This window comes from Paraburkholderia haematera (assembly GCF_905220975.1).
Classification (GTDB): Bacteria; Pseudomonadota; Gammaproteobacteria; order Burkholderiales; family Burkholderiaceae; genus Paraburkholderia; species Paraburkholderia haematera.
The window spans coordinates 61,340-85,038 of sequence record NZ_CAJNBK010000008.1 but is presented as its reverse complement, the minus strand read 5'-3'; the positions used below and the strand labels follow the sequence as shown (position 1 = coordinate 85,038).

Here is a 23,699-nt window from a genome sequence, read left to right as displayed (position 1 = left end):
GATTGAATCCGATTGAATCAAAGTGTCGAGGAAAATCACATGACAAGACAATGGCATTTCACGGCGACCCGGTTGCTGATCTCGGCGACACTCGGCGTGATGTTCAGCGGCTGTACGACAATGCCGTGGGAAAGTACGCCGTTCTACAGCAGCGCGCCGTCCCGCCCGACTACCCTTGCCACGGTCCCTGTGCCGGCCGGTTACTACCGCGCGAATCCGGGTGACACGGTGGCTGGCATTGCGTCGGCGTACGGCCGTAAGCCGCAGGAGATTGCGGCGTGGAACGGACTTGCGTCGAATGCGGCCGTCAATCCGGGACAGGTGCTGCGGGTGGCTCCGCCGATGGCGTCGGGCAGCGTGGTGACACCGCCGGTCAATGTCGCCGGCCAGAATGGTGCGGCGACGCCTGGTGCGCCCGGCGTTGCGCAGCAAGGCGTGTTGCTGTGGCCGTTGCGTGGCCCGGTGCTGAAAACCTTTGCGCCGGGCAGGTCGAACGGCATCGTGATCGGCGGCCATCCGGGCGATCCGGTCAAGGCGGCCGCCACCGGCCGGGTGGTTTACGCGGGTACCGGAATCGAAGCGTACGGCCCGCTCATCATCATCAAACACGACGACTCGCTGATTACCGCCTACGGGCAGAACAGCACACTGCTGGTCAAGGAAGGCGACGCTGTCGCGCAAGGGCAGACCATCGGCGAAGTCGGCGTGGACAGCCGGGGCGTGGCGTCGATCCAGTTCGAAGTGCGCCAGAACGGCCAGCCGGTCGATCCGCTTGCGTGGCTGCCGAAGTCCGGCGGATGATGCCATTTCTACCCAAACTGGGACACCCAAGGTTCTCACCATGATCGATTTGCGCAGCGACACCGTAACCCGTCCGACTCCGGCCATGCTCGCGGCCATGTCGGCCGCCGAAGTGGGCGACGACGTCTGGGGCGACGACCCAACCGTGCTGCGTCTGCAAGCAACGGTCGCGGAGCGCGCCGGCAAGGAAGCCGGCCTGTTCTTCCCGAGCGGCACGCAAAGCAATCTGGCGGCGTTAATGGCGCATTGCGCGCGCGGCGACGAATACATCGTCGGCCAGTTGGCGCACACCTATAAGTACGAAGGCGGCGGCGCAGCGGTGCTGGGCAGCATCCAGCCGCAGCCGCTCGAGAATGCCGCCGACGGTTCGATCCCCCTCGAGAAGATCGCCGCCGCGATCAAGCCGATCGATAACCACTTCGCGCGCACGCGGCTGCTGGCGCTGGAAAACACCATCGGCGGCAAGGTGCTGCCGGCCGGTTATGTCGACGAGGCGGTGGGCCTCGCGCGCCGGCACGGCTTGTCGGCTCACCTCGACGGCGCGCGGGTCTACAACGCGGCGGTTGCATCGGGCAAGCCGGTCGCGGCGCTGTGCGAGCTGTTCGACTCGGTCTCGATCTGTTTTTCGAAGGGTCTGGGCGCGCCGGTCGGCTCGGTATTGGTCGGCAGCCAGGCGCTGATCGATGTGGCGCATCGCTGGCGCAAGGTGCTGGGCGGCGGAATGCGCCAGGCCGGCGTACTGGCGGCGGCCTGCCTCTACGCGCTGGATCACAACGTCGAGCGTCTCGCCGACGATCACGCGAACGCCGCGCATCTGGCGGCCGGTCTGGAAGCGATCGACCACGTCAAGGTGCAGTCCATCGCGACCAATATGGTGTTCGTGCAGTTTCCGCAGCAGCATTGCGCGCCGCTCGAAGCGTGGCTCAAGGAGCGTGGCATCCTCACGCAAATGCTTTACGCGTCGCGCTTCGTCACGCATAAGGATGTGTCGCGTGCGGACATCGATACGTTTATCGCCGCAGTGAAGGGGTATTTCGCCGCGCATTGATCGATCGAACGGCAGGATTCAGCGCGGACGCGGGCTGGGCGCAACGGGAAGGCCAGCGCTGAAAACCAGTCTTGCAGGAGCGGTTAAAAAAGCGAGCGCACTGCTGTGACAGTGCGCTCGCTTTGTTTATTCCGCCGACGCTTTCACGGGCAAGCTCGAGCGGTGCGACGGCGCGAACAGCCGCAGTCCGCTCGCGAGGCTCGCCGCGCCGGCAAAGAAGGCGCCGGCGCTGAGTGCGAGCGTCGGTCCATGCCGCCCGGCGATGCCGAAGCTCAGCGCGACCAGCGCAGCGCCGGTGGTCTGTCCGAGCAGCCGGGCGGTCGCGACGATGCCGCTGGCGCCGCCGCTGCGTTCGGGCGGCGCGCTCGCCATCAAAGCCTTCAGGTTGGGCGACTGGAAGAAGCCAAAGCCCGCGCCGCAAACCGCCATGCGGATGCCGATGTCGAGCACATGCGGATGCACCGGCAGCAACGCCAGCGACGCCATCCCTGCCGACATCACCGCAAGGCCGATCGCACCGAGCAAGCCCGGCGGATAGCGGTCGGACAGACTGCCCGCCAGCGGTGCGGCCAACGCGACCACCACGGGCCATGGCGTCATCAGAAAACCGGTCTCGACCTGGCTGCGATGCAGCACATCCTCGAAGTAGAAAGGCAGCGACACGAACGCCAGCCCTTGCGCGGCGAACGAGCACACCGCGGTCACCGCGGACAACGCGAACACCGGCCGCCTGAACAGATCGACGGGTAGCATCGGTGCGGGGTGGCCGGCTTCACGGCGAATCAGCAATACACCGAACGTCACGGCGATCGCGGCCGCGCTCAGCACCAATTGGGTCGAGGCACGCTGGGCTGCTTCGCCGAGCGCGAAGATCAGCGCGGCGAACGTGATCACGTTGAGGAGCGCCGCAATCGGGTCGAAGTTGTGTTTGCCGCGCTCGGTGTACGGCAGCGCGGGCCATGCGAAGGTCAATGCCAGCAGGCCGAGCGGCACGTTGACCGCGAACAGCCACGGCCATGCGGCAACCGACAGAATCAGCGACGCCACCGTCGGACCGACCGCGAACGATACGCCGACGATCAATGCGTTAGTGCCGAGGCCTCGTCCGAGCCGATGCGGCGGATACAGATAACGGATCAATGCCGTGTTGACGCTCATGATCGCGCTCGCGCCGAGACCTTGCAGCACGCGCGCGGCGGCGAGCATCGGCAGTGTGGACGCGAGCGAGCACGCCAGCGACGCCAGTGTGAACAGCGCAATGCCGCAGATATAAATCCTGCGATGCCCAACGATATCGCCGAGCGCGGCGAGCGGCAGCAACGTCGCGACCATCGCGAGCTGGTAGGCGTTGATGATCCACACCGACGCCGCGGGCGCGGCGTGCAGATCCGCGGCGATGGCGGGCAGGGCCGTGTTGGCGATCGCGGTATCGAGCGTGGCGAGCGCGACCGCGAGCATGATCGCGACCATCGCACGGCGATTGGCGGCGCTCATCGGGCCGTCCGCCGGAAAGGTCGGGGTGGCGGTGACGCTGGGTTTGTCGGACAAGGCGTGGCTCGTCGGGTTATGCATGCCGCAGCGCCGGCGCTGCGGAGGGACAGCGCGGCGCGCAAGCGGCAGGGTTGTGTGGCGTGAAGCGCGTGGGCCTGAGTCCCGGGGGCAGGGCGGCTCGCGCGGCGAATGGTGCGATTGTTACAGAGACGTGGAAATCGTGCTGGGCGGTCAGCAGGACGGGGCGCTTTGACTAGCGCTCACAATGCAACTAACGGTCAAGCCCGGATGGCGCCTTTGAACCGGCGCGGTGTCGGGGTGTCGCGCGATCGCGCTATCGCGCGCCACTTCGGCATGACCGTTCAGCAGATGAGGCGCGCCGATTTGACCACATATCGAACCGGTCAACCTGTTCATCGGCGGGTCACACGTCGAACAAGATAATCGTGCTATCTCTCCCATGCAGGCCGCTTTCACCGCTTGACGTCGTTTGCCTGTTTTGCGCGCCGATGCACGCGCGCAGTGCTGCGTGCAGGCCGTTTGCACCGCGCACGTGCGCAAAACCCGTGAAACGCCGCGCGTCGGCGGGCATGGCATGTGCGTGAGCACCCGCTCGCGCTCGCCGATGTCCGAGGGCCGTAAAATGTCGTACTCTGTTTGTTAACCCGCCTGACCGGCACGCGCCTCCCGTCCGTCATCTATGCGGTTCGCGTATGTCGCGTCGTTTTTCCCCGGAGGCTTCGATGACAGCCGTCGATCTGGAATTCGACCAGCTCAACAGTACCGTCGACGCGCTACGGCGCTCAATTTCCAATCGCATGATGTACGGCGTCGGCAAGGACGCCGTCACGGCTCACCCGCATGACTGGCTGCACGCCGCGGCGCTCGCGGTGCGTGACCGGCTGGTTGCGCGCTGGATGAAGACCACGCGCCTGCAGTACGAACAGGACGTCAAACGCGTCTACTACCTGTCGATGGAATTCCTGATCGGCCGCACGTTCACGAACGCGTTGCTCGCGCTTGGCATTCACGATCAGATGAAGGAAGCGCTCGCGAGTCTCGGCGTCGACATGGACATGCTGGTCAATATCGAGCCGGACGCGGCCCTCGGCAACGGCGGTCTCGGGCGGCTCGCCGCCTGTTTTCTCGATTCGATGGCGACGCTCGGCATTCCGGGTTTCGGCTACGGTATCCGTTACGAATACGGCATGTTCCGCCAGGAGATCGTCGACGGCGAGCAGGTCGAAGCGCCGGACTACTGGCTGCGCGCGGGCAATCCGTGGGAGTTTCCGCGGCCCGAGATCAAGTACATGGTGCATTTCGGCGGGCGCACGGTGCAGCGTAACGAGCATGTCGAGTGGATCGACACCGAGCATGTGAACGCCACGGCCTACGACACGGTGATTCCGGGTTACGCGACCAGTGCGACGAATACGCTGCGCCTGTGGTCCGCGCGCGCAACCGACGAACTCGACCTCGGCGCGTTCAACCGCGGCGATTATCGCAACGCGGTCGACACCAAAAACATGTCGGAGAACGTGTCGCGGCTGCTCTATCCGGACGATTCGACGCCGGCGGGCCGCGAGTTGCGGCTGCGTCAGGAGTACTTCTTTGTTTCAGCGACGATGCAGGATCTGATTCGCCGCTATCAGCGCACGCACAGCACGTTCGGGCGCTTCTCCGAAAAGGTTGCGGTGCATCTGAACGATACGCACCCGGTGCTGGCGATTCCGGAGTTGATGCGTTTGCTGGTGGATGTTCATCATCAGCCGTGGGACAAGGCATGGCAGCACGTCACAAAGATCTTCTCGTACACGAACCACACCTTGATGCCCGAAGCGCTCGAAACGTGGGACGTCGAGATGCTTGCGCGCCTTTTGCCACGCCATCTGGAGATCATCTTCGAGATCAATGCGGGGTTTCTCAAGCACGTCAGCGAGCAATCGGGACATGACGGCGAGATGATCCGCCGCATTTCGCTGGTCGACGAATATGGCCAGCGGCGCGTGCGGATGGCCTACCTGGCGATCGTCGCGAGTCACAAGGTGAATGGCGTATCGAAGCTGCATTCGCAACTCATGACGCGCGATATTTTCGCCGACTTCGCGCGCCTCTATCCGGAACGTTTTACCAACGTCACCAATGGCATCACGCCGCGGCGCTGGCTGGCGCAGGCAAGTCCGTCGCTGTCGTCGCTGATCGATCAGCAGATTGGCAAGCATTGGCGCAGCAATCTGTTCGAGCTGGAGCAACTGCGCGCGCTGCGCAACGACAGCGCGTTCATCGACGCTTTTCATGAAGCGAAGCGGCAGAACAAACTGCGGCTCGTGCAACGGCTCGCGCATCACACCAAAATGAGTTTCGATCCCGATGCGTTGTTCGATCTTCAGGTCAAGCGTATTCACGAATACAAGCGGCAGTTGCTGAACGTGCTGCACGTGATCGTGCGCTATAACCAGATCCGCGCGAATCCGGAGCGCGATTGGGTGCCGCGCGTAGTGATGTTCGCCGGCAAGGCAGCTTCCGCGTATCGCATGGCGAAGACGATCATCAAGCTGATCGGCGATGTGAGCGAGAAGGTCAATCACGACCCGTTGATCGGCGATCGTCTGAAGGTGGTGTTCGTGCCGAATTACGGCGTGAGCGTGGCCGAGTTGATCATTCCGGCGGCCGATCTGTCGGAGCAGATTTCAATGGCCGGCACCGAGGCATCAGGCACCGGGAATATGAAACTCGCACTGAACGGCGCGTTGACGATCGGCACGATGGACGGCGCCAACATCGAGATCTGCGACGCGGTGGGGCGCGACAACATTTTTATCTTCGGCCATACCGCTGACGAAGTGGACAGCCTGCGCGCCACCGGTTACCGGCCGCGGCATGTGTACGAGGAGAATCCCGAACTGCGTATGGCCCTCGACCAGATCCGCACGGGCTTCTTCTCGCCGGACGATCCACTGCGCTTCTCGGACATCTTCCATACGTTGGTGGATTGGGGCGATCACTATATGGTGCTCGCCGATTTCGCCGCGTTTGCGAAAGCGCAGGACGAGGTGGATGCGCGTTTCGTCGACAAGCGCGCGTGGACCGGGAGCGCAATCGAGAACGTTGCGGGCATGGGACAGTTTTCGTCGGACCGCACCATCGCCGAATATGCGCGCGATATCTGGCATGTGAATCCGCTCAGTATGGAGTGATGCGAGCGCGTTTGAGGCGCTTGCTCAAATGAAAAAGGCCGTGCGAATTTTTCGCACGGCCTTTTTTATCGATAGCTGGACATCACGGGGCGAATCGTTCGCTCTCCTGTGCTGCATGCAAACCGAACTGCCCGCGCGGGAAATCGAACAGCACGTCGATGTTCTGCATGGCCATCAATCCGACCACGATCCGGTTCGCGTCCGGCTTGGCCTTGACGATCGTGATCTGGGCTTTCTCGTAACGGTGCACCCATGATCCCGTGCCGATTGCCGTCTCATAGTTGCCCTGATCGAGCACGCTGCCGACATCGCCGTCACCGGCCCAGTTGGGTGCTTTGTCCATCTCGATACGAATCATGCCGGTGCTGCCGGTTGCGAACACCAGCGGCGCACAGAAGGTCATCTTGCCGCCCACATTCACGCAGCCTCTCGGCCATTGCGCCGTGCCGTCTTTCGACATTGTCATCGGCACCATGGTGTAGTCCTTTGTGATGACGTTCGAAGGGCTCAACACCACGTACGGCTTTGCGAAGTTCGCGTGCACCAGATAACGTTGGCCGATGTTGCCGGGCAACGCGCGCAACGGTTGGGTGCAGCAGCTATCGTCCGGCTGCGCGGCGCCGACGCCGACAATGCCGGAAAATGCCCAGCCAAATTCACCGGTGTAGCCGTCCATGCCGACGCACTTCCGCGCGTTCGGCAGGCAGCGCACGACGTCCACTGCTTGCACGGCGATCGACGTTGGCGTGGTGCCGGCCACGCTGAACGGCACCTTGACGGCCGAGCCGAGAATCTCCACGCCGTTCGCGAATGACAATGAAGTCACGCCGCCGGCGCTTGCATAGTTCGAACCCGGCAGCACCGACTTCAGCACCCGCGCACCTTGCGTCCCTGTGTCGAACGCCATGTACACCGGCTTGCCGTCGAGCTGGACCGGCAGGCCGAGGCGTGCGTGATCTTCGTCGGCACGCTCCACGTGCAGCGGGATTAGCAGGCCGTCGTTGCCGCCGTTGATCAGCGCGGCATTGGGGGCCGGCGGCGTAGGGGTGGGGAAGGTAACGGAGCAGCCGGTCAGCGCGGCGAGCGCGCCGGCTGTGACCAGCGCCGCTGCGGTTGAACGACGCAACTGACGACAAAAACGAAGACGAAAATGAAGACCGGCACACCGGCGCGCGGCATTGAGAGACGACAGGAACATAGGATCACGCTTTGCAAAAAGGCGGGTCCCAGGCGAAGGCGATGCATCTTGAGCTGCGGGTTGGACAACTCGGATAGCACTGGCGGCAATCTCACTGGATTGCCGCGGCGTGGGCGGGGAAACCGGGACGCTTGCGGGAGCCTGCGGGAGGGAACACGCGATAACAGGAGCGGCGACTCTACACGGGCACCCGCGGGCAATTGCAAAGATGTGTAAAGGTTTGGGCGGCGGCTAGCAAGTTGCCGGTGCAAGCATTGATCTACGTCAATAGTCGCGCGGGCGGCGAATCACGGTGGCCTGGGCGCGGCCGAGCGTGGCGCGATCGAGGGTGGCCGTCAGCAGGCCGATTACATCATCAAGCGAGCGCGAGGTGACTTCGACACGAAAGCCCACGCGCTCGTGCTGATTGTCGACGGTAACGACATAGAGACGCAGATCGTCTCCGAGGGCGGCATGCAATGCGCGCCGTCCGCTTGCCGACGAAGTGCCGGGCACCGTGACGTCGATGATGACGAGCGGGACGACGACATGCGTGCGGCGGCGAATGCGTGGTTCGCGCGACGTGCGCGGGGCGGAGATTTGAGACGTTGCTACGGACGTAAGCATCATGGTTGCGCCGATTCGGCGAGGCGGCGCGCGTTGTTGACACCCAACCACTGTAGAGGCGCGCGCCTCAACGACATGCAAAAGCTGCCGGGCCGCGAATCAAAATTGTGTTAACGCGGCGTGCGGCGCGCGGCGAACGGCGCCACTCAAGCGCGGCGCGCGGCGGCTGCCTTCGCATCATGCACGGCAGCGGCGACGCGCTCGACGAATTCGCGGTCGGTGCTCATGAGCGCTTCGCGCAAGCCATTCCCGGTCTGCACCATCAAGCGATGCGTGATGTCCTGAGTCGCCCACGTGAGCCAGCCGACCACGATCAGCATCGTGCCGCATACCATGCCGACGGGGGAGCGAAATATCCCGCCGAAAATAGCGCCCAGGAGTCCAGCGAGCGAGATTGCGCGCGGCAGGAGTTTGTTTTTCTGCACGGTGACGACTTGCACGTCGACGATGTCGCCAAGCGGAAAGACCTGGCCGGCCGACGAGAGTGCGTTACGCGTGACCGACACGCCGCGGTCGTTGAAAGGGGTTTCCATCGAGTCCAATGCAAGCGGTAGCAAAGGGCGCAGCGTACCAGATGCGGTGGCCGCACTGGAAGTAGCCGGGCGTCGCAACACAGGGTTGCGTCAACACCGGTGCCTGAAAAACCGATCCTCAAAAGAAAAACGCCCCGTAGGGCGTTTTCCAGAACCTCCGGTCGGCAAGGAACTCGCGTTCTTCGCCGACAAGGGTAAAGCGTGCTTAGAACTTATGACGGATACCGACGCGGAACGCCAGTTGGTTGTCCGCACCCGTGCCCGATGTGCTGAAGTAGCTCGTGCTTGAACCGATCTGCGCTTGCAGATTCGTCTTGCCGACCTGGCCAGCAGCGATCTGGTAGATACCCAGTGCATACACGTCCGTACGCTTGCTCAGCGCGTAGTCGACGCTCAGGTCCACCTGGTTCCAGTGGCCCGTGTTGGCGTCGCTCAGGTGCATGTACGTGTAGCCTGCACCCGCCGTCAGCGCCGGCGTGAACGCGTACTTCGCGCCCGCTTCGTATGCAGCGAACGTGGTCGCGCTGCCCGTGATCGGTGCGAGGCGCGTGTTCGTGTACAGTGCCCACAGCGTCGCTGCGCCGATTGCGTAGCGGCCGCCAACGCCGAACGTGCGCAGATCCTGGATCTGGCCCGTGCCGATCGTCGGGAACGTCACGTTAGCCATCGACGTCGAGAAAGCCGGCGTCGACTGGCCCGGGTAGCGGATGTCCGTGTACGCTGCGCCCACGCCGAACGGGCCGTTTGCGTAGTTCAGGCCGAAGCTGTATGCACGCGACGAACCTGAGACCGGTGCCGCGGCCGTGCCGCTGCCCGGCACGCCGGCGAAGGCGCCAGCCGTGTTCGAGAAGCCGTACATCGCGCCGAAGGTCAGGCCCGCGAAATTCGCGCTGCTGAACTTGACCGAGTTGTTGATGCGGCTCGAAGTCAGTTGGTCGACGTCATTGATGTGGTAAGCGTAGTTACCCGCGACGGTTTGGCCACCAGTCGAGTAGTTGCCGCCCAGATAATCCGTCGAAAACGAATACTGACGACCGAACGTCAGCGAACCGACGTTGTTCTGCGACAGACCGACAAATGCCTGACGGCCGAACAGTGCGCCGCCCTGGCCGAGCGTGCCGTTGCCGCTGTTGAAGCCGCTTTCCAACACGAACAGCGCCTTCAGGCCGCCACCGAGGTCTTCGGTGCCGCGCAGGCCCCAACGGCTGCCTTGAGCAACACCGTCGTCATACTTGAAGAGGTTGTCGTGACCGGTCGAGGTCTTCGAGTTGTTCACGTAGCTGATACCGGCATCAATCAGGCCATACAGCGTGACGCTGCTTTGCGCGTGGGCGGCACTGGCGAAGGCGGCGAGAGTAGCGGCGGCAAATACTTTCTTATTCAAGACAATTCTCCGATTAAAAATTAAGCGATCGCCACGCCGGCTCTCTGGCAAGGTCGTGCGATGGCCCGAAATTTAAGGGAATGCAGAGTAAGGTATGTGACAGCTTTGCTTATTTTTGGAATCTGTAGCGCCGGCGCGACACTCACATAGCGTCGCTGGTTGAAATCACGCAAGGCACGCCGCTCATAAGCTTTTTCCAGATCGTGGATATGAACGCGTGAAAAACGATGGGTTTTCGGGTGCATCGGCTGCATGCAACGCCGCAAAATCATTCAGAATCTGCCCACTATCGCCGCCGTTTCGCTGACGGCAACGTTTGCGCATGCCGACGATAAACAACTCAGGATCGGCACGATGAGCGGCTCGAAAATATGAGCCGATTCGGATGATTTGAGCCGATTGTCTTTTTGAGCGGATTCTCGGCTGGCATGAATCCATAGTTCACTTTGGATCATGGATCACTGTCGTGGGTGATGCTAAGTGACCCGCGCCGCTCATGCTGCCCGCAAAGTCGCACGCGATTCAAAACCGGTGCCGCACACCCACCCGGAGCGCCCACCCGGGGCGCCCACCAATTGTTCGCCGTGCCCGACGTGCCGAAGTCGTTGGCGTTCAGGCCGAAGCTGTACGCGCCGGCCGTCTGCTCCTTAGTTGCTCAACAACGACCCGCTTCTGAACGCCTTCGCACCGGCAATGCGCGCGAATTCCAGCCCGGCCGTCGCGAAGCGCGTCAAATGCCGTGCGTACAGCACGCCCGCCACGCTGCTCTTCAGGGTCACGACACGATCGGTCAACGGATCGACGATATCGGCGATCTCATGGCCGACATCGACCCAACTGCCGACTTCGCAGCGGTACACCAGCACGCCGCTGATCGGCGCGACGATCGGCTCTGCGCCGGCCAGAGGCGTCGCGGCGAATTCGAGCGCCGGCAGCGGCGCCGGTGTGCCGTCGATCACGCCACGCATGGTCAGGTACTCGATGATCGCCTGGGCGTCGTGTTCGGCGTACTCGTACGAGACTTCGCGTTGACCGCGCAGTTCGATCGTGACCGAGATCGAACCGTTCGGAATCGGGAAACGGTCGCCGTAACGGCCGCGCAGATCCGACCAGCAGAAGCTGTGGATTTCGTCGAACGGATTGCCCACCGAATTCAGCGCCAGCAGCGACGCCTTGGCGTCCAGATAGCAGGCGAGCGGCTCGACTTCCGACCACAGGTCCGGATTCGTGTACAGGTGCATCGCGGCTTCCCAGTCGCAGTGCAGGTCGAGCACGACATCGGCGTCATAGGAGAGCTTTTGCAGCGCCAGCCGTTGCGATTCGAGTTCGGTTTCCGGCTTTTGCGCGTCGAGCGCTTCACGCATCGCCGCGCGGATGGCCGTGCGATTGGCGTCGACGTTGTCGGTCAGACGCGCTTCGATGCCGGGCTGAATCAGCGCCGCCAGTTCGTAGAAATTGCGGTTGAAGTTCTGCGCGCTGTTGGTCTCGAAGCGGCCCGTCAAATGGCCGAGAAAGTGCTGGTTCAGACCGATCGGATTGGCCACCGGCACGATCACGACTTCGCCGCGCATCTTGCCGGCGGCTTCCAGCGCCGCGAGCTTGCGGCGCAACGCCCAGGAGACCAGCATGCCAGGCAACTCGTCGGCATGCAGCGACGACTGGATGTAAATCTTCTGCCCGCCGCCAGGACCATAGTGAAAACTCGTCAGATTACGGGCGGTGCCGAGCGTCGGGGCAATCAGCGGATGGGTTTGGGTTTGCATGGTTTTCGAATTCGCGGGCAAGTGGGGCGTGCCACGCTATGTCGTTGATTACAGGGAGAAAGGGTGCTTCACGGCCGGTCATTGGCGGGCTCGTTCGCGGCGCCGCGGTCGCACGATCTTAGCCGATATGAGGCGGCGCGTGGTCTTATGCGGCGTGATCGGAGGTCGGAGATCGCGCGCGGCGCGCGGGCAGTCCTGTCCGGTTCGATCGCCGTCCGGGCGGCGCGGCAAAGCGGCTTCGCAAATGAAACGGGCTCCGCATGACGCGGAGCCCGTTCTTTGCAAGCCCGCAAGCGCGCCGTCAGACGCGCCTCGCCGGCTTAGCTGCCGTACACGTCGAAGTCGAAATACTTCTTCTCGAGCTTCTTGTACGTACCGTCCTTGATGATGTCGGCGATTGCCTTGTCGACCTTCGCCTTCAGATCGGTGTCTTCCTTACGCATGCCGATGCCTGCGCCGTTGCCGAGGATCTTCGGATCGTCGATGTCCTTGCCGACGAAGTCGAAGCCCGCGCCGCGCGGCGTCTTCAGGAAGCCGATTTCAGCTTGCACCGCATCTTGCAGTGCTGCGTCCAGACGGCCCGACAGCAAGTCTGCGTAGACCTGATCCTGGTTCTGATACGGCACGACCTTCGCGCCCTTCGGTTCCCAGTAGGTCTTCGCGTACGTTTCCTGGATCGTGCCTTGCTCGACGCCAACCGACTTGCCCTTGAGCGAATCGGCGGTCGGCAGGATGCCCGAACCCTTCTTCGCGACGAGGCGCGTCGGCGTGTTGAACAGCTTCGCCGAGAAGGCGATCTGCTCTGCGCGTTGCGGCGTCATGGACATCGACGACAGCACGCCGTCGAACTTCTTCGCCTTCAGGGCCGGGATCATCCCGTCGAAGTCGTTTTCGACCCACACGCACTTGGCCTTCAGGCGCGTGCAGATTTCATTGCCGAGGTCGATGTCGAAGCCCGCGAGCTTGCCGTCCGAGCCTTTCGACTCAAACGGGGGGTAGCTGGCGTCAACGCCGAAACGGATAGTCGACCAATCTTTAGCGTGTGCGCCAATCGAGACGGTGGCAAGCAGAGCAACCGTCAAAGCCGCTAGCAGTTTTTTCACTGTTTAACTCCTCGGTGTAGTTCAAATACTCCCGCATGCGGTTGTGCCGCTGCGGGACACCTGGCGCGACTCACGACCAGGCTTGGGTTGAAGCTGCCGGCCGGGGCGGCCAGCAGCGCGCGCCAAGCTTATCAGTTCAAAAAGATTGGGTAGCTAGTGAAACACCGGATGGCGGATGGCAATAGCTTCTAAAGCTTGAATGTGGTGGGGATTCGACGGCGCCGTCATGCGGATTGCATGGCCCCGGTACGCTGCCTGTTGCTTTGTAACGGTGTCGTAATGAAGTTGGCTAATGGTGGCGTTTTTGCCCCAGCACTTCCCAGCACTTCGCATGATGCGTTGTGGCGGCCAAACCAGCATTGAAAATGTCGCTATTTACCAGCGCCTATTGCGGATTATTACAACGTTCGCGATTGTTTCAATTGGCTGTCTATGAGTTAAAGATTTCGCATGAACTACCGTTAAATGCAGATGAGCGCATTTGTTAAATCAGGTCTGACGAGTTGTTTTTCTCGATTGGGACGGGGCCGGAACCAAAAATGCATTGCTTGGCGCTATTATTTACGCTCCGCATGCCTGTCTTCGCAGCGGGCGGGCGTATCCGTATCTGTCTGATCAAAGTCATCGAGCACGACGTGCACGGTTAATCACCGCGCGCCTGTTTGCGTTCGTCTTTATGGCCTTCTGCTAAGTGGTGTTGTATATGCACACGATTTCGATGGCAGATGAAATGCGCTGTTTCAAACCATCGCTCCCGCGTCGAATTGCAGTCGCGGCAACACGCGCGAATTCGTTGCGCCGGCGCGGCGTTTCCGGGTTTTTGACGCTGCTGATCAGCGCCGTTTTCTGCTGCAGCCTTTTGTCGTCGGCACCCGTTGTGGCAGCGGGCAACGTGTTGCGCGTACTGGCATGGCCCGGTTATGCGGACGCCGATGTCGTCAAGACTTTCGAAGCGCGCTACAACGCGAAGGTCGAAGTCACGTGGGTCGCTTCCGACGAGGCGCTATGGGCGCGGATGCATGCCCAGGGTACGCCGCAGTTCGATGTGCTCGCGGCGAATACGGCTGAAATCGAGCGCTATACCCGCGCGAATCTGCTGGCGCCGCTCGATCTTGCCAGTTTGCCGAATACGAAAAAACAGTTGCCGCGGTTTCAGGCGCTGTCGTCGATTGAAGGGCTGACCTCGGCAGGTCATGTGTACGCCATTCCATTCACGTATTCGTCGATGGGACTGATCTATGACCGCAAGCAGATCGCTATTGCGCCGCGCTCGATGCGCGAATTGTGGAACCCGCGTTACCGCGGCAAGGTTCTGGACTTCGATAGCGCCCAGCATAATTTCTCGTTCACCGCGCTGGCGCTTGGCTATCCCCATCCGTTCCAGCTCGATGCCACGCAGATGCGCGTGATCGCTCGCAAGCTCGTCGATCTGCGCCGCAACCTGCTGACCTATTACACGCTGCCGGAAGAAGCGACCGCGTTCTTCATCCAGCATAACGTTGCCTTGATGTTCGGCAACTATGGCACCCAGCAGGTTGAATCGTTGCGTCGCGCCGGCGCCGACGTGGGCTACGTGATTCCCGACGAAGGGGTGCTCGCCTGGCTGGACTGCTGGTCGATGACGCGTTTCGCAAAAGATCGCCCGCTCGCACTCGCGTGGATCAATTACATGCTGGAGCCGGACGTGAGCGCGTTATTGACGCAACGTCAGGGGCTCGCCAACACGTTGACGGCGCCGGCGGAAAACGGCGACAAGGCGCGCATCGTCTGGATCGGTCCGGTGGAAGATATTCAACGGCGCGAAGAACTGTGGAACAGAATCGTGTCTGGCGACAGGTCGGAGCGTTTTTGATGATACGACCCGGCTTGACCTTCAAGTTATCGATTCTGCTGGCATGCATTGGCGTGCTCGCGTCCGGCGCGACCGGTTATTACACGTATCGTGCCAACCGTACGATGCTGGTGAACGAAGCCGGACAAAGCTTGCTGACTTCAACGGAACTGCTGGGCCAGCGCTTTTCCGCGGCGATCGACGATGTCGGCGCGGACGCGCTGGTGCTCGCGAGCCTGCCGTCTACGGCAAACGTCGTGCAGACCGACAACGGCCTTGGCGCAAATGCGCCGCGCGAACAACTGGCGCAGGTGTATGCCAGCTTCATGGTTCACCACCCCGAGGACCTGCAGATCCGCTTGATTACCCGCAAGCACTACGGACTCGAACTGATCCGTTTCGACCGGGACGCGGACGGCCTGATGCGGGTCGAGGGAAACAGCCTGCAGGAAAAAGGGCAGTTCGCGTATGTGTTCGACACGCTGGCGTTCTCGCCTGGGCGCATTTACACCTCGCCGATCACGGTGAATCACGAGTACGGTACCCATGCCGCCGAGGGCAAACCGACACTGCGGCTCGGCACACCGATCGCGGACGCGAGTGGAACGGTGGTGGGCGTCGTCATTATCGACATCGATCTGGCCGGCCTGCTCAACCGGTTGCAGAGCGATTTGCCGAGCGACTATCGGTTCTATCTCGCCAACGAATGGGGCGATTTCCTGGTCCATCCGGACGCCTCGAAAACGTTCGGTTTCGACAAGGGGCGCCGCGTTCTGATGCAGGACAGTTTTTCCGCCACCAAGCCGCTCTTCGATCAGGCAACAAGTGAAGTTCTGCTGAACGGTCTGGTGCAGCCGGGGCAGGCGGCCGGCCAGGTGCTCGCTTTCGTGCGCAGGCCGTTCGGCTCGTCCGAGGGCAGCCGATTTATCGTGCTTGGCCTCGCGAGACCGCTCCAGGATGTACTATCCGGCGCCACGCAGCTAGGCAACAGAATCATCCGCATGGTGTTGATCTTCAGCGTGTTGGCGCTATTCCTGGCGATTCTGTTCGCACGTGCCCTGACCAAGCCTTTGCACATTCTCGCGTACGCCGCGACGCATCTGTTCGCCGAGCACGCGATGGAAACGCTGCCGCTCAAACGCACCGACGAGATCGGCATCCTCGCGCGCTGTTTCGATCGTCTGCGCCGCGAAATCAAGTCGCAAATGGATGTGCTGCATAACAAGCAACGTGAGCTCGTGCATCTCGCCACTCACGACGGGCTGACCGGCCTGCCGAACCGCATGTTGTTCATGCAGAAAATCGAGGCGGCGATCGCGGAAGCGACACGGCGTGAGGAAGGGCTGGCGGTGCTGTTCGTCGACCTCGACCGCTTCAAGCAGATCAACGATCAGTTCGGCCATTCGATTGGGGACAAAGTGCTCGCCGCGGTAGCGCACCGGCTGACGCAGGTGCTTTGCTCGGCGGATGTTGCCGCGCGCCTTGGCGGTGACGAGTTCATCGTGTTGATCGAGGGGCCGCGTTCCGCCGAGGCCGCACCAGGGATTGCCTCGCGGATCATCGGCGCATTGAACGAAGAACTACTGATCGACGGACACAGCATGACAGTCGGCGCGAGCATCGGCATCAGCCAGTTTCCGGACGATGGCGCCACGGCAGAAGAACTGCTGCTCAATGCCGATGCAGCAATGTATGCGGCCAAATCCGATGGACGGTGTGCGTATCTGCGCTATCGGGATGTGATCGAAGCACGCAAGCTGAAACGGGAGCAGGCGAGCGAGGGGGCAACGGAAGGCCGCGAGGCGGAGCCGACGGCCTGAATCGCTCACGACAATAGTCGGTCATTGCGAGGCCGCAATGGCGCCCCGTGCGCCGTTTTCGTGAAGTAGCTGCAATGCCTGCCGAAGGGTTTTTCTGAACTCTGGAAGGGCAGCCAGATCGGCCGGAAACACGTCGCGCACCGACAGCAATGCATCCATCAGCGCCTGCGGCTCGCCCTGTGCGGATGCCGCGAGCACCGTCAATCTGGCGGCCAACGGATCGCTGATTTCGTAACGCGTGCCGTCGTCCGCATGGCCGCGCAAAAACATCATCCAGGCCGCTACCGCCAACGCAAGACGCGTGAACGATTGCCCCGCGTCGATTCGTGCCGCAATCGTGGCGAGCAGGCGCGGTGGAATCTTCTGGCTGCCGTCCATCGCGATCTGCGCGCAGCGATGTTTCAGTGCCGGATTCGCATAGCGCTCGAGCAATGCGTCCCGATAGGCGGGCAGGTCGAATGACGCGGGCATGGTGAGCGTCGGCGCGATTTCCTGCGTCATCATCGCGTGAATGAGATTGCGCATGGTGGGGCGGGAGATCGCTGCGTCGACGGTGTCAAAGCCGCCGAGCATCGACAGATAAGCCAGCGTCGAGTGCGTGCCGTTCAGCATGCGCAGCTTCGCCAGTTCGAACGGCGTGACATCGTCGACGAGTTGCGCGCCAACCGCTTCCCATGCAGGACGTCCCCCGGGAAAACGATCTTCGATGACCCATTGCCGGAACGGTTCGCACGGCACCGGTGCGGCGTCCTCATAAACGATCGCGTGGGCCACGGTGGCGCGTTCGGCGCTGGTGGTGGCCGGCACGATACGGTCGACCATGGTCGATGGAAACGCAACGTTGGCGGCGATCCAGTCGGCCAGTTCAGGGTCGAGTTGCCGCGCGAACGAACAGACTACCTGGCGCAGTGCGGCGCCGTTATGGGAAAGGTTGTCGCACGAGAGCACCGTGAACGGTTGTCCGTTCGCACCGTCGCGCCTCTCGCGCAATGCCGCGACGAGAATGCCCGGCACCGTGCGCGGTTCGAGCGGGTTAGTCAGATCGTGCACAACGGTGGGATCGTCCAGCGCGACCTCGCCGGTTTTCGGGTCGCGGCAATAGCCTTTTTCAGTGACGGTCAACGAGACGATCCGTACTAGCGGATCCGCGAGGCGCGCGAACAGGGCGGCGCGATCGTGCGGCATGGCCAGCACTTCGCGCAACGCACGCACAACCGTCACCCTGGCGCCATGCGGACCACGTTCAACCACGCTATATAACCCTTGCTGCTCCATCAGCGCGTCGCGCTTGCCGACGTCGCCTTGCAGTGTGACGCCACAGATGCCCCAGTCGCCGCCCGCGGCAATCATGGCCTCCTCCGTATAGAGGGCCTGATGGGCGCGATGGAAGTTGCCAATCCCCAGATGAACGATACCGATGCGCGGCTCCTGCCATTGCGGCGACAGCAGATGGGTTTGCAGTGTGGGCAGTGCTTCGCGGACGAGGCGGGGCAAGGTGGCGGCAGAGATCATGTCGTGAAATCCAGCTAATCCAGGTAACAAGAAAAGAGCCAAAAAGGCTTCGGCACGACGCCGTTCAGCGGGAAAACCCTGATTTGACGTATCGCTATACTTGTATGGTAGCATCGTTCAAACGGCTTGAGACAGGCGATGAAGGTGATTTTTAACTTCAGCCCGTGCTCGAAACCGACATGAAAAAACAGCAAGTCGCATGCCGCCGTTTTACGCGGTTCACAACTTGTTTCTGCAAGGAAGATGTCATGAAGATCGTTCGCGCCGATGTGATCGTCACGTGCCCGGGCCGCAATTTCGTCACGCTGAAAATCGTCACGGATGAGGGCGTACACGGCATTGGCGATGCAACGCTGAACGGCCGCGAACTGGCGGTCGCTTCGTACCTGAAAGATCATGTCTGCCCATTGCTGATCGGACGCGATCCCGGCCGGATCGAAGACACCTGGCAATACCTCTACAAAGGCGCGTACTGGCGCCGCGGCCCGGTCACGATGACGGCGATCGCCGCGGTGGATATGGCGCTGTGGGACATTCTCGGCAAAGTAACGGGTATGCCGTTGTACAAGCTGCTCGGCGGCGCCTCACGAGACGGCGTGATGGTGTACGGCCACGCCACCGGTCGCGACATTCCCGAAGCGCTCGACCGTTACGCCGAGCACATCGAGGCCGGCTATCAGGCCATTCGCATTCAATGCGGCGTGCCGAATATGCGCTCGGTGTACGGCGTGTCGAAAGGCAGCGGCATGTACGAGCCGGCCACCAAGGGCGCGGTCGAGGAGCAGAGCTGGTCGTCGGAAAAGTATCTCGACTTCGTGCCGAAGCTTTTCGATGCGGTGCGCGACAAGTTCGGCTTCGATACGCATTTGCTGCATGACGTCCATCACCGTTTGACGCCGATCGAAGCCGCGCGTTTGGGCAAAGCGGTCGAACCGTATCGTCTGTTCTGGATGGAAGACCCGACGCCCGCCGAAAACCAGGCCGGCTTCCGGCTGATTCGTGAACATACCGTGACGCCGATCGCCGTGGGCGAAGTCTTCAACAGTATCTGGGACTGCAAGCAGTTGATCGAGGAGCAGTTGATCGACTATATCCGCGCAACCTTGACGCACGCGGGCGGCATTACGCATCTGCGGCGCATCGCGGATTTTGCTTCGCTCTACCAGGTGAGAACCGGCTGCCACGGGCCGTCTGATCTGTCGCCGGTGTGCATGGGCGCGGCGCTGCATTTCGATCTGTGGGTGCCGAATTTCGGCGTGCAGGAATACATGGGCTTCCCGCAGGAAGCACTCGACGTATTCCCGCATGCATGGCGCTTCGATCGCGGCATGATGCATCCGGGCGAAGCCCCGGGCCACGGCGTCGATATCGACGAAGCAGCGGCTGCGCGGTATCCCTACGACCCGGCCTATCTGCCGGTCGCGCGTCTCGAAGACGGGACGCTGTGGAACTGGTGAGCTGATTTCGCTCAACCCTTAACCAACTTACTAAAAAATCATGGAGACACGCGTGAACCCAGCACGTCCGCAAGCCGCCGCGCCGGCCAGCACCGCCATGCTGCGCCGCGTGGCCTTCGCCTCGACCATTGGCACCGCGGCTGAGTACTACGACTTCTTCGTTTACGGCACCGCCGCCGTGCTGGTGTTCGGCCAGAAATTCTTTCCCGCCGCCGACCCGCTGATCGGCACGCTTGCCGCCTTCGCCACCTACGCGGTCGGTTTTCTGGCGCGGCCCTTGGGCGGCATCGTGTTCGGTCATTTCGGCGATCGCGTCGGCCGAAAGAAGGCCTTGATCGTGACGATCCTGATTGTCGGTTTGGGGACGTTCGCGATCGGCTTGCTGCCGGACTATCAGTCGATCGGCATCTGGGCGCCGATCGCGCTGATCGTGATTCGCGTGCTGCAAGGCTTCGGTGTGGGCGGCGAGCAGGCGGGCGCGGTGCTGCTCACTGCGGAATACGCACCGCCTGCTCGGCGGGGCTTCTTCGCGAGTCTCGTGCAACTCGGCGCGCCGGCCGGTTTCCTGATTCCTTCGGGTCTGTTCGCGCTCCTGAGCGCAACCTTGACGCAGGCGCAACTGCTCGACTGGGGCTGGCGCATTCCGTTTCTCGCCAGCGCGCTGCTGGTCGCCGTGGGCCTGTATATCCGCTTGCGCACCGAAGAGTCGCCGATCTTTGCGACGATCCAGCAGACCAAGGCAGTCGCTTCGCGCCCGGTGGTTGAAGTAGTGCGGCAGTTCGGCCCGACGATCGTCAAAGGTGTCGGGGCCAAATTGATCGAGGCTTGCGCCTTTGCGATGTACACGATGATCGTGCTGGCCTACGGCAAAGCACACGGCATCGCGCAAAGCATGCTGCTCGAAACGGTGATCGTCGCGGTGGCGCTCGAACTTGTGACGATTCCGCTCGCTGGCGCGTTGTCCGATCGCATCGGGCGGCGTCCAACCTTCATTGCGGGCGCGTTATTGCACGTGGCACTGGTGGTGCCGTTCTTCATGGCGATCGATAGCGGCAATCGCGCGGCAATCCAGCTCGTGATGATTCTCGCCATTAGTGTGGGCCACAGTCTTTGCTATGCACCGCAAGCGGCGCTGTTCCCTGAACTGTTCCCGGCACGCGTGCGCTGCAGTGGTATCGCGCTGATCTGGCAAATCGGCTCGTTGCTCGGCAGCGGCGTGCTCGGGCTGCTGGCCGTCAAACTGATTCAGGCTACGCATGGCAATTCGCTCGCGTTGATCCTCTACGTGGCGGTGCTCGGCATCGTGTCGGCCGCCTCGCTCTTTGCCTTGCCGGAAACGGCGCCCCGGCGCCGCGGCGGCGATCTCCATGACTGGAGCGGGGGCGAGCCGGTGGAGGGGCGCACCCCAGCGCAAGCGTTCCCGTCCTCATCTTCGTCTTCCGTTGCGCAGCACTGAGCGCGCGACCTTCGCCATACCGGAGTTCATCATGCTTGCAGCCGTGCTTCACGAACCCAAACTGATCCGCATCGACGAAGTCGATCCGCCCGAACCCGGTCCGGGCCAGGTGCGTGTGCGCGTGCGTGCCGGCGGCATTTGCGGTTCCGATCTGTCGTACTACTTCAAAGGCCGGAGCGGCGATTTCGCGGTGCGCGAGCCGTTCGTCCTCGGACATGAAGTGGCCGGCGAGATCGATTCGCTCGGCGAGGGTGTGAGCGCGGAGCACCGCCTGACGCCTGGGCAGCGCGTTGCCGTGAATCCAGGACTCGCTTGCGGGACGTGCCGTTTTTGCATCGTCGGGATGCCGAATCATTGTCTGAGCATGCGCTTCATGGGCAGTGCATCGACGTTCCCGCATACGCAGGGCATGTTCCGTCAGTACATTGTCGTCGCGGCGCGGCAATGCATACCTGTGCCCGATGGTGTCGATTTTGCGCAGGCGTCGATGGCCGAGCCGCTTGCCGTCGCGTTGCATGCGGTGAAGCAGGCGGGTTCGCTCGTCGGCGCGAACGTCTTGCTGGTGGGTTGCGGGCCGATCGGCTGCATTTTGCTGACCGTGGCACGCCGCGCCGGCGCGCATCGCCTGGTTGCGCTGGATCTTTCGGATCGCGCGTTGCAGGTCGCGCGGCAACTCGGCGCGGATCAGACCGTGAACGCGGTGGACTGCTCGACGGTCGGTCAATGGCACGCACAACGCGGCACGTTCGACGTGGTCATCGAGGCATCGGGCAGTCCCGCCGGCCTCGATACGGCGTTGCGTGCGGCGCGCGCGGGCGGCACGGTGATTCAGGTGGGTAATCTGCCGGCCGGCCAGTCGCCGGTGGCGGCGAACCTGGTGATGTCGAAAGAACTCCGCTATCAAGGCTCGTTCCGCTTCACGGATGAATACGCCATCGCCGCCGATGAAATCGCCTCCGGCAAGGTCGACCTGAGGCCGCTGATGACGCATGCGTTCGCAATGAACGAAGCGAACTGTGCGTTCGAGGTGGCGCTCGACCGCTCTCAGTCGATGAAGGTGCATCTGACTTTCGACTGAATATCCGCCGTGGCAGCAGTGCCCGGCGAAACCAATCAAACTATTCGAGCTATTTGAACGCCCGCCAAGAGGCGACCCGAAGGAGACACCTGATGATCAAGAGTCAACGCTGGTTTGTTGTCGCGCTGCTGTTTCTGGCCGGCGTCATCAACTACCTCGACCGCGCGGCGCTGTCGATTGCCGCACCGCTGATCCAGAAAGACCTGAACTTCTCGCATGCGCAGATGGGCGTTGTGTTCAGCAGTTTTTTCATCGGCTATGCGCTGTTCAATTTTGTGGGCGGCGTGCTGTCGGACAAGGTCGGCGCGAAACGCGTATTCGGCACCGCCATGGGCGTGTGGTCGATATTCTGCGGCGCGACCGCGTTGGCAAGCGGCATCGGTTCGCTGATCGTGCTGCGCGTGTTGTTCGGCATGGGTGAAGGTCCATTCAGTTCGTCGAACAGCAAGATGGTCAACAACTGGTTCCCGCGCAAGGAAGTCGCGAGCGCGATTGGCGTGATCAGTTCGGGCACACCGCTCGGCGGCGCGCTGGCGGGCCCGGTGGTCGGCTTCATGGCGGTGCAGTTCGGCTGGCGCTGGGCCTTTGTCGCGATCATGCTGCTGGGTCTTCTGTGGCTCGTCTTCTGGGCGGCAACGACGACCGAACACCCGCACGAAAATTCGCGCGTCACGCCTGACGAGATCGAACTCATCCGCGCCGGCCAGGCGGACGAACAGGCGATCGCGCATTCGGCCGACGGCGAGAGGCTCGGCCTGCGGCACTTCCTGCGCAAGCCAATCATTCTTGCGACCGCCTTCGCGTTCTTCTCATACAACTACGTACTGTTTTTCTTCCTGTCGTGGTTCCCGACCTATCTGACCGAAGCGCATCACCTGAGTCTGCGCGATATGAGTTTCGCCACGGTGATTCCGTGGTTGCTTGGCAGTATCGGCCTCGCGGCGGGCGGCTTCATCTCGGACTTCATCTTGCGCTTGACCGGCAAGCCGCTGCTGTCGCGCAAGCTCGTGCTGGGTAGCTGTCTGGGCGCGGCGGCGGTGTGCGTGGCGTTGGCCGGGCGCGTCGCCAGCACGCAGAGTGCGGTCGCCCTGATGTCGGTGTCGATCTTCTTCCTGTACGTGACGGGCGCGGTGTATTGGGCCGTGATTCAGGACACCGTGCCGCGCGAACACGTCGGCGGCGTGGGTGGCTTTGTACACTTGCTGGCGAATCTGGCCGGCGTGATCGGACCAGCGGTGACCGGCTTTATCGTCGAAGCCACGCATGGTAATTACACCAGCGCATTCGTGCTGGCGGGTGCGATTGCCGTGCTCGGCGCGGTGTGTTCGCTGGTGTGGATTCGGGAGCCGCGTGTGGAGGTGTTGAAGATGAAACGTGCATGGTAGTATGGTGCGGCGCACCTGAGTGAGTATTCACGGTGT

18 protein-coding genes are annotated in these 23,699 nt (G+C 62.3%); 10 read left to right on the top strand and 8 right to left on the bottom strand.

Translation table 11 applies throughout. The features are described from left to right. The first annotated feature begins 39 nt into the window (after window positions 1-39). A complete protein-coding gene (locus KHO23_RS16485; RefSeq protein ID WP_211612289.1) occupies window positions 40-801 on the top strand; it encodes a peptidoglycan DD-metalloendopeptidase family protein in 762 nt (253 codons plus the stop codon). Between the two features lie 40 nt (window positions 802-841). Then, on the top strand, window positions 842-1,849 hold the full coding sequence (gene ltaE, locus KHO23_RS16480) for a low-specificity L-threonine aldolase (protein ID WP_211612288.1): 1,008 nt from the start codon (window positions 842-844) through the stop codon (window positions 1,847-1,849). Window positions 1,850-1,975: 126 nt separating this feature from the next. Here the strand turns inward: ltaE and KHO23_RS16475 are convergent, their stop codons facing one another. Next, window positions 1,976-3,343, bottom strand: a complete 1,368-nt coding sequence (locus KHO23_RS16475) for an MFS transporter (RefSeq protein WP_211612441.1) — start codon at window positions 3,341-3,343, stop codon at window positions 1,976-1,978. Window positions 3,344-4,083: 740 nt separating this feature from the next. On the opposite strand from KHO23_RS16475, the gene KHO23_RS16470 reads away from it, so the two are divergent. Beyond that, a complete protein-coding gene (locus tag KHO23_RS16470; protein WP_211612287.1) occupies window positions 4,084-6,537 on the top strand; it encodes a glycogen/starch/alpha-glucan phosphorylase in 2,454 nt (817 codons plus the stop codon). Window positions 6,538-6,619: 82 nt separating this feature from the next. Here KHO23_RS16470 and KHO23_RS16465 read toward each other — a convergent pair whose 3' ends face one another. The 4 genes from KHO23_RS16465 to KHO23_RS16450 form a co-directional block, all read right to left on the bottom strand. Further along, on the bottom strand, window positions 6,620-7,735 hold the full coding sequence (locus KHO23_RS16465; protein WP_211612286.1) for a hypothetical protein: 1,116 nt from the start codon (window positions 7,733-7,735) through the stop codon (window positions 6,620-6,622). Window positions 7,736-7,999: 264 nt separating this feature from the next. Continuing rightward, the gene (locus KHO23_RS16460) at window positions 8,000-8,344 is read right to left on the bottom strand and encodes a hypothetical protein (protein WP_211612285.1); all 345 of its coding nucleotides are present in this window, start codon (window positions 8,342-8,344) and stop codon (window positions 8,000-8,002) included. 143 nt (window positions 8,345-8,487) lie between these two features. Continuing rightward, entirely contained in the window at window positions 8,488-8,874 is a 387-nt protein-coding gene (locus KHO23_RS16455) for a DUF6232 family protein (RefSeq protein WP_211612284.1), read from the bottom strand. 205 nt (window positions 8,875-9,079) lie between these two features. Further along, window positions 9,080-10,258: a porin gene (locus tag KHO23_RS16450; protein ID WP_211612283.1), complete on the bottom strand. Its 1,179-nt coding sequence runs from the start codon at window positions 10,256-10,258 to the stop codon at window positions 9,080-9,082. A 252-nt stretch (window positions 10,259-10,510) separates the two neighbouring features. Here KHO23_RS16450 and KHO23_RS35420 point away from each other — a divergent pair, with 252 nt between their 5' ends. Continuing rightward, complete coding sequence (locus KHO23_RS35420) at window positions 10,511-10,633, top strand: hypothetical protein (RefSeq protein WP_268963895.1); 123 nt, start codon at window positions 10,511-10,513, stop codon at window positions 10,631-10,633. Between the two features lie 272 nt (window positions 10,634-10,905). Here KHO23_RS35420 and KHO23_RS16440 read toward each other — a convergent pair whose 3' ends face one another. Together KHO23_RS16440 and KHO23_RS16435 are read right to left on the bottom strand one after the other, a co-directional pair. After that, window positions 10,906-12,021, bottom strand: a complete 1,116-nt coding sequence (locus KHO23_RS16440; protein ID WP_211612282.1) for a succinylglutamate desuccinylase/aspartoacylase family protein — start codon at window positions 12,019-12,021, stop codon at window positions 10,906-10,908. 320 nt (window positions 12,022-12,341) lie between these two features. Beyond that, a complete protein-coding gene (locus KHO23_RS16435; protein WP_211612281.1) occupies window positions 12,342-13,124 on the bottom strand; it encodes an ABC transporter substrate-binding protein in 783 nt (260 codons plus the stop codon). A 703-nt stretch (window positions 13,125-13,827) separates the two neighbouring features. On the opposite strand from KHO23_RS16435, the gene KHO23_RS16430 reads away from it, so the two are divergent. Further along, entirely contained in the window at window positions 13,828-14,976 is a 1,149-nt protein-coding gene (locus KHO23_RS16430; protein WP_236066879.1) for an extracellular solute-binding protein, read from the top strand. Next, entirely contained in the window at window positions 14,976-16,775 is a 1,800-nt protein-coding gene (locus tag KHO23_RS16425) for a diguanylate cyclase domain-containing protein (protein WP_211612280.1), read from the top strand. Before KHO23_RS16430 ends, KHO23_RS16425 begins: the two co-directional genes overlap by 1 nt. A gap of 21 nt (window positions 16,776-16,796) precedes the next feature. Here the strand turns inward: KHO23_RS16425 and KHO23_RS16420 are convergent, their stop codons facing one another. Further along, the gene (locus KHO23_RS16420) at window positions 16,797-18,287 is read right to left on the bottom strand and encodes a mannitol dehydrogenase family protein (RefSeq protein WP_211612279.1); all 1,491 of its coding nucleotides are present in this window, start codon (window positions 18,285-18,287) and stop codon (window positions 16,797-16,799) included. 248 nt (window positions 18,288-18,535) lie between these two features. Here KHO23_RS16420 and manD point away from each other — a divergent pair, with 248 nt between their 5' ends. The 4 genes from manD (at window position 18,536) to KHO23_RS16400 (ending at window position 23,663) form a co-directional block, all read left to right on the top strand. After that, on the top strand, window positions 18,536-19,744 hold the full coding sequence (gene manD, locus KHO23_RS16415) for a D-mannonate dehydratase ManD (RefSeq protein WP_211612278.1): 1,209 nt from the start codon (window positions 18,536-18,538) through the stop codon (window positions 19,742-19,744). A gap of 52 nt (window positions 19,745-19,796) precedes the next feature. Continuing rightward, the gene (locus KHO23_RS16410; protein WP_236066878.1) at window positions 19,797-21,200 is read left to right on the top strand and encodes an MFS transporter; all 1,404 of its coding nucleotides are present in this window, start codon (window positions 19,797-19,799) and stop codon (window positions 21,198-21,200) included. A gap of 31 nt (window positions 21,201-21,231) precedes the next feature. Continuing rightward, the gene (locus KHO23_RS16405) at window positions 21,232-22,278 is read left to right on the top strand and encodes an L-idonate 5-dehydrogenase (protein WP_211612277.1); all 1,047 of its coding nucleotides are present in this window, start codon (window positions 21,232-21,234) and stop codon (window positions 22,276-22,278) included. Window positions 22,279-22,370: 92 nt separating this feature from the next. Next, the gene (locus KHO23_RS16400) at window positions 22,371-23,663 is read left to right on the top strand and encodes an MFS transporter (protein ID WP_211612276.1); all 1,293 of its coding nucleotides are present in this window, start codon (window positions 22,371-22,373) and stop codon (window positions 23,661-23,663) included. Window positions 23,664-23,699: the final 36 nt, after the last annotated feature.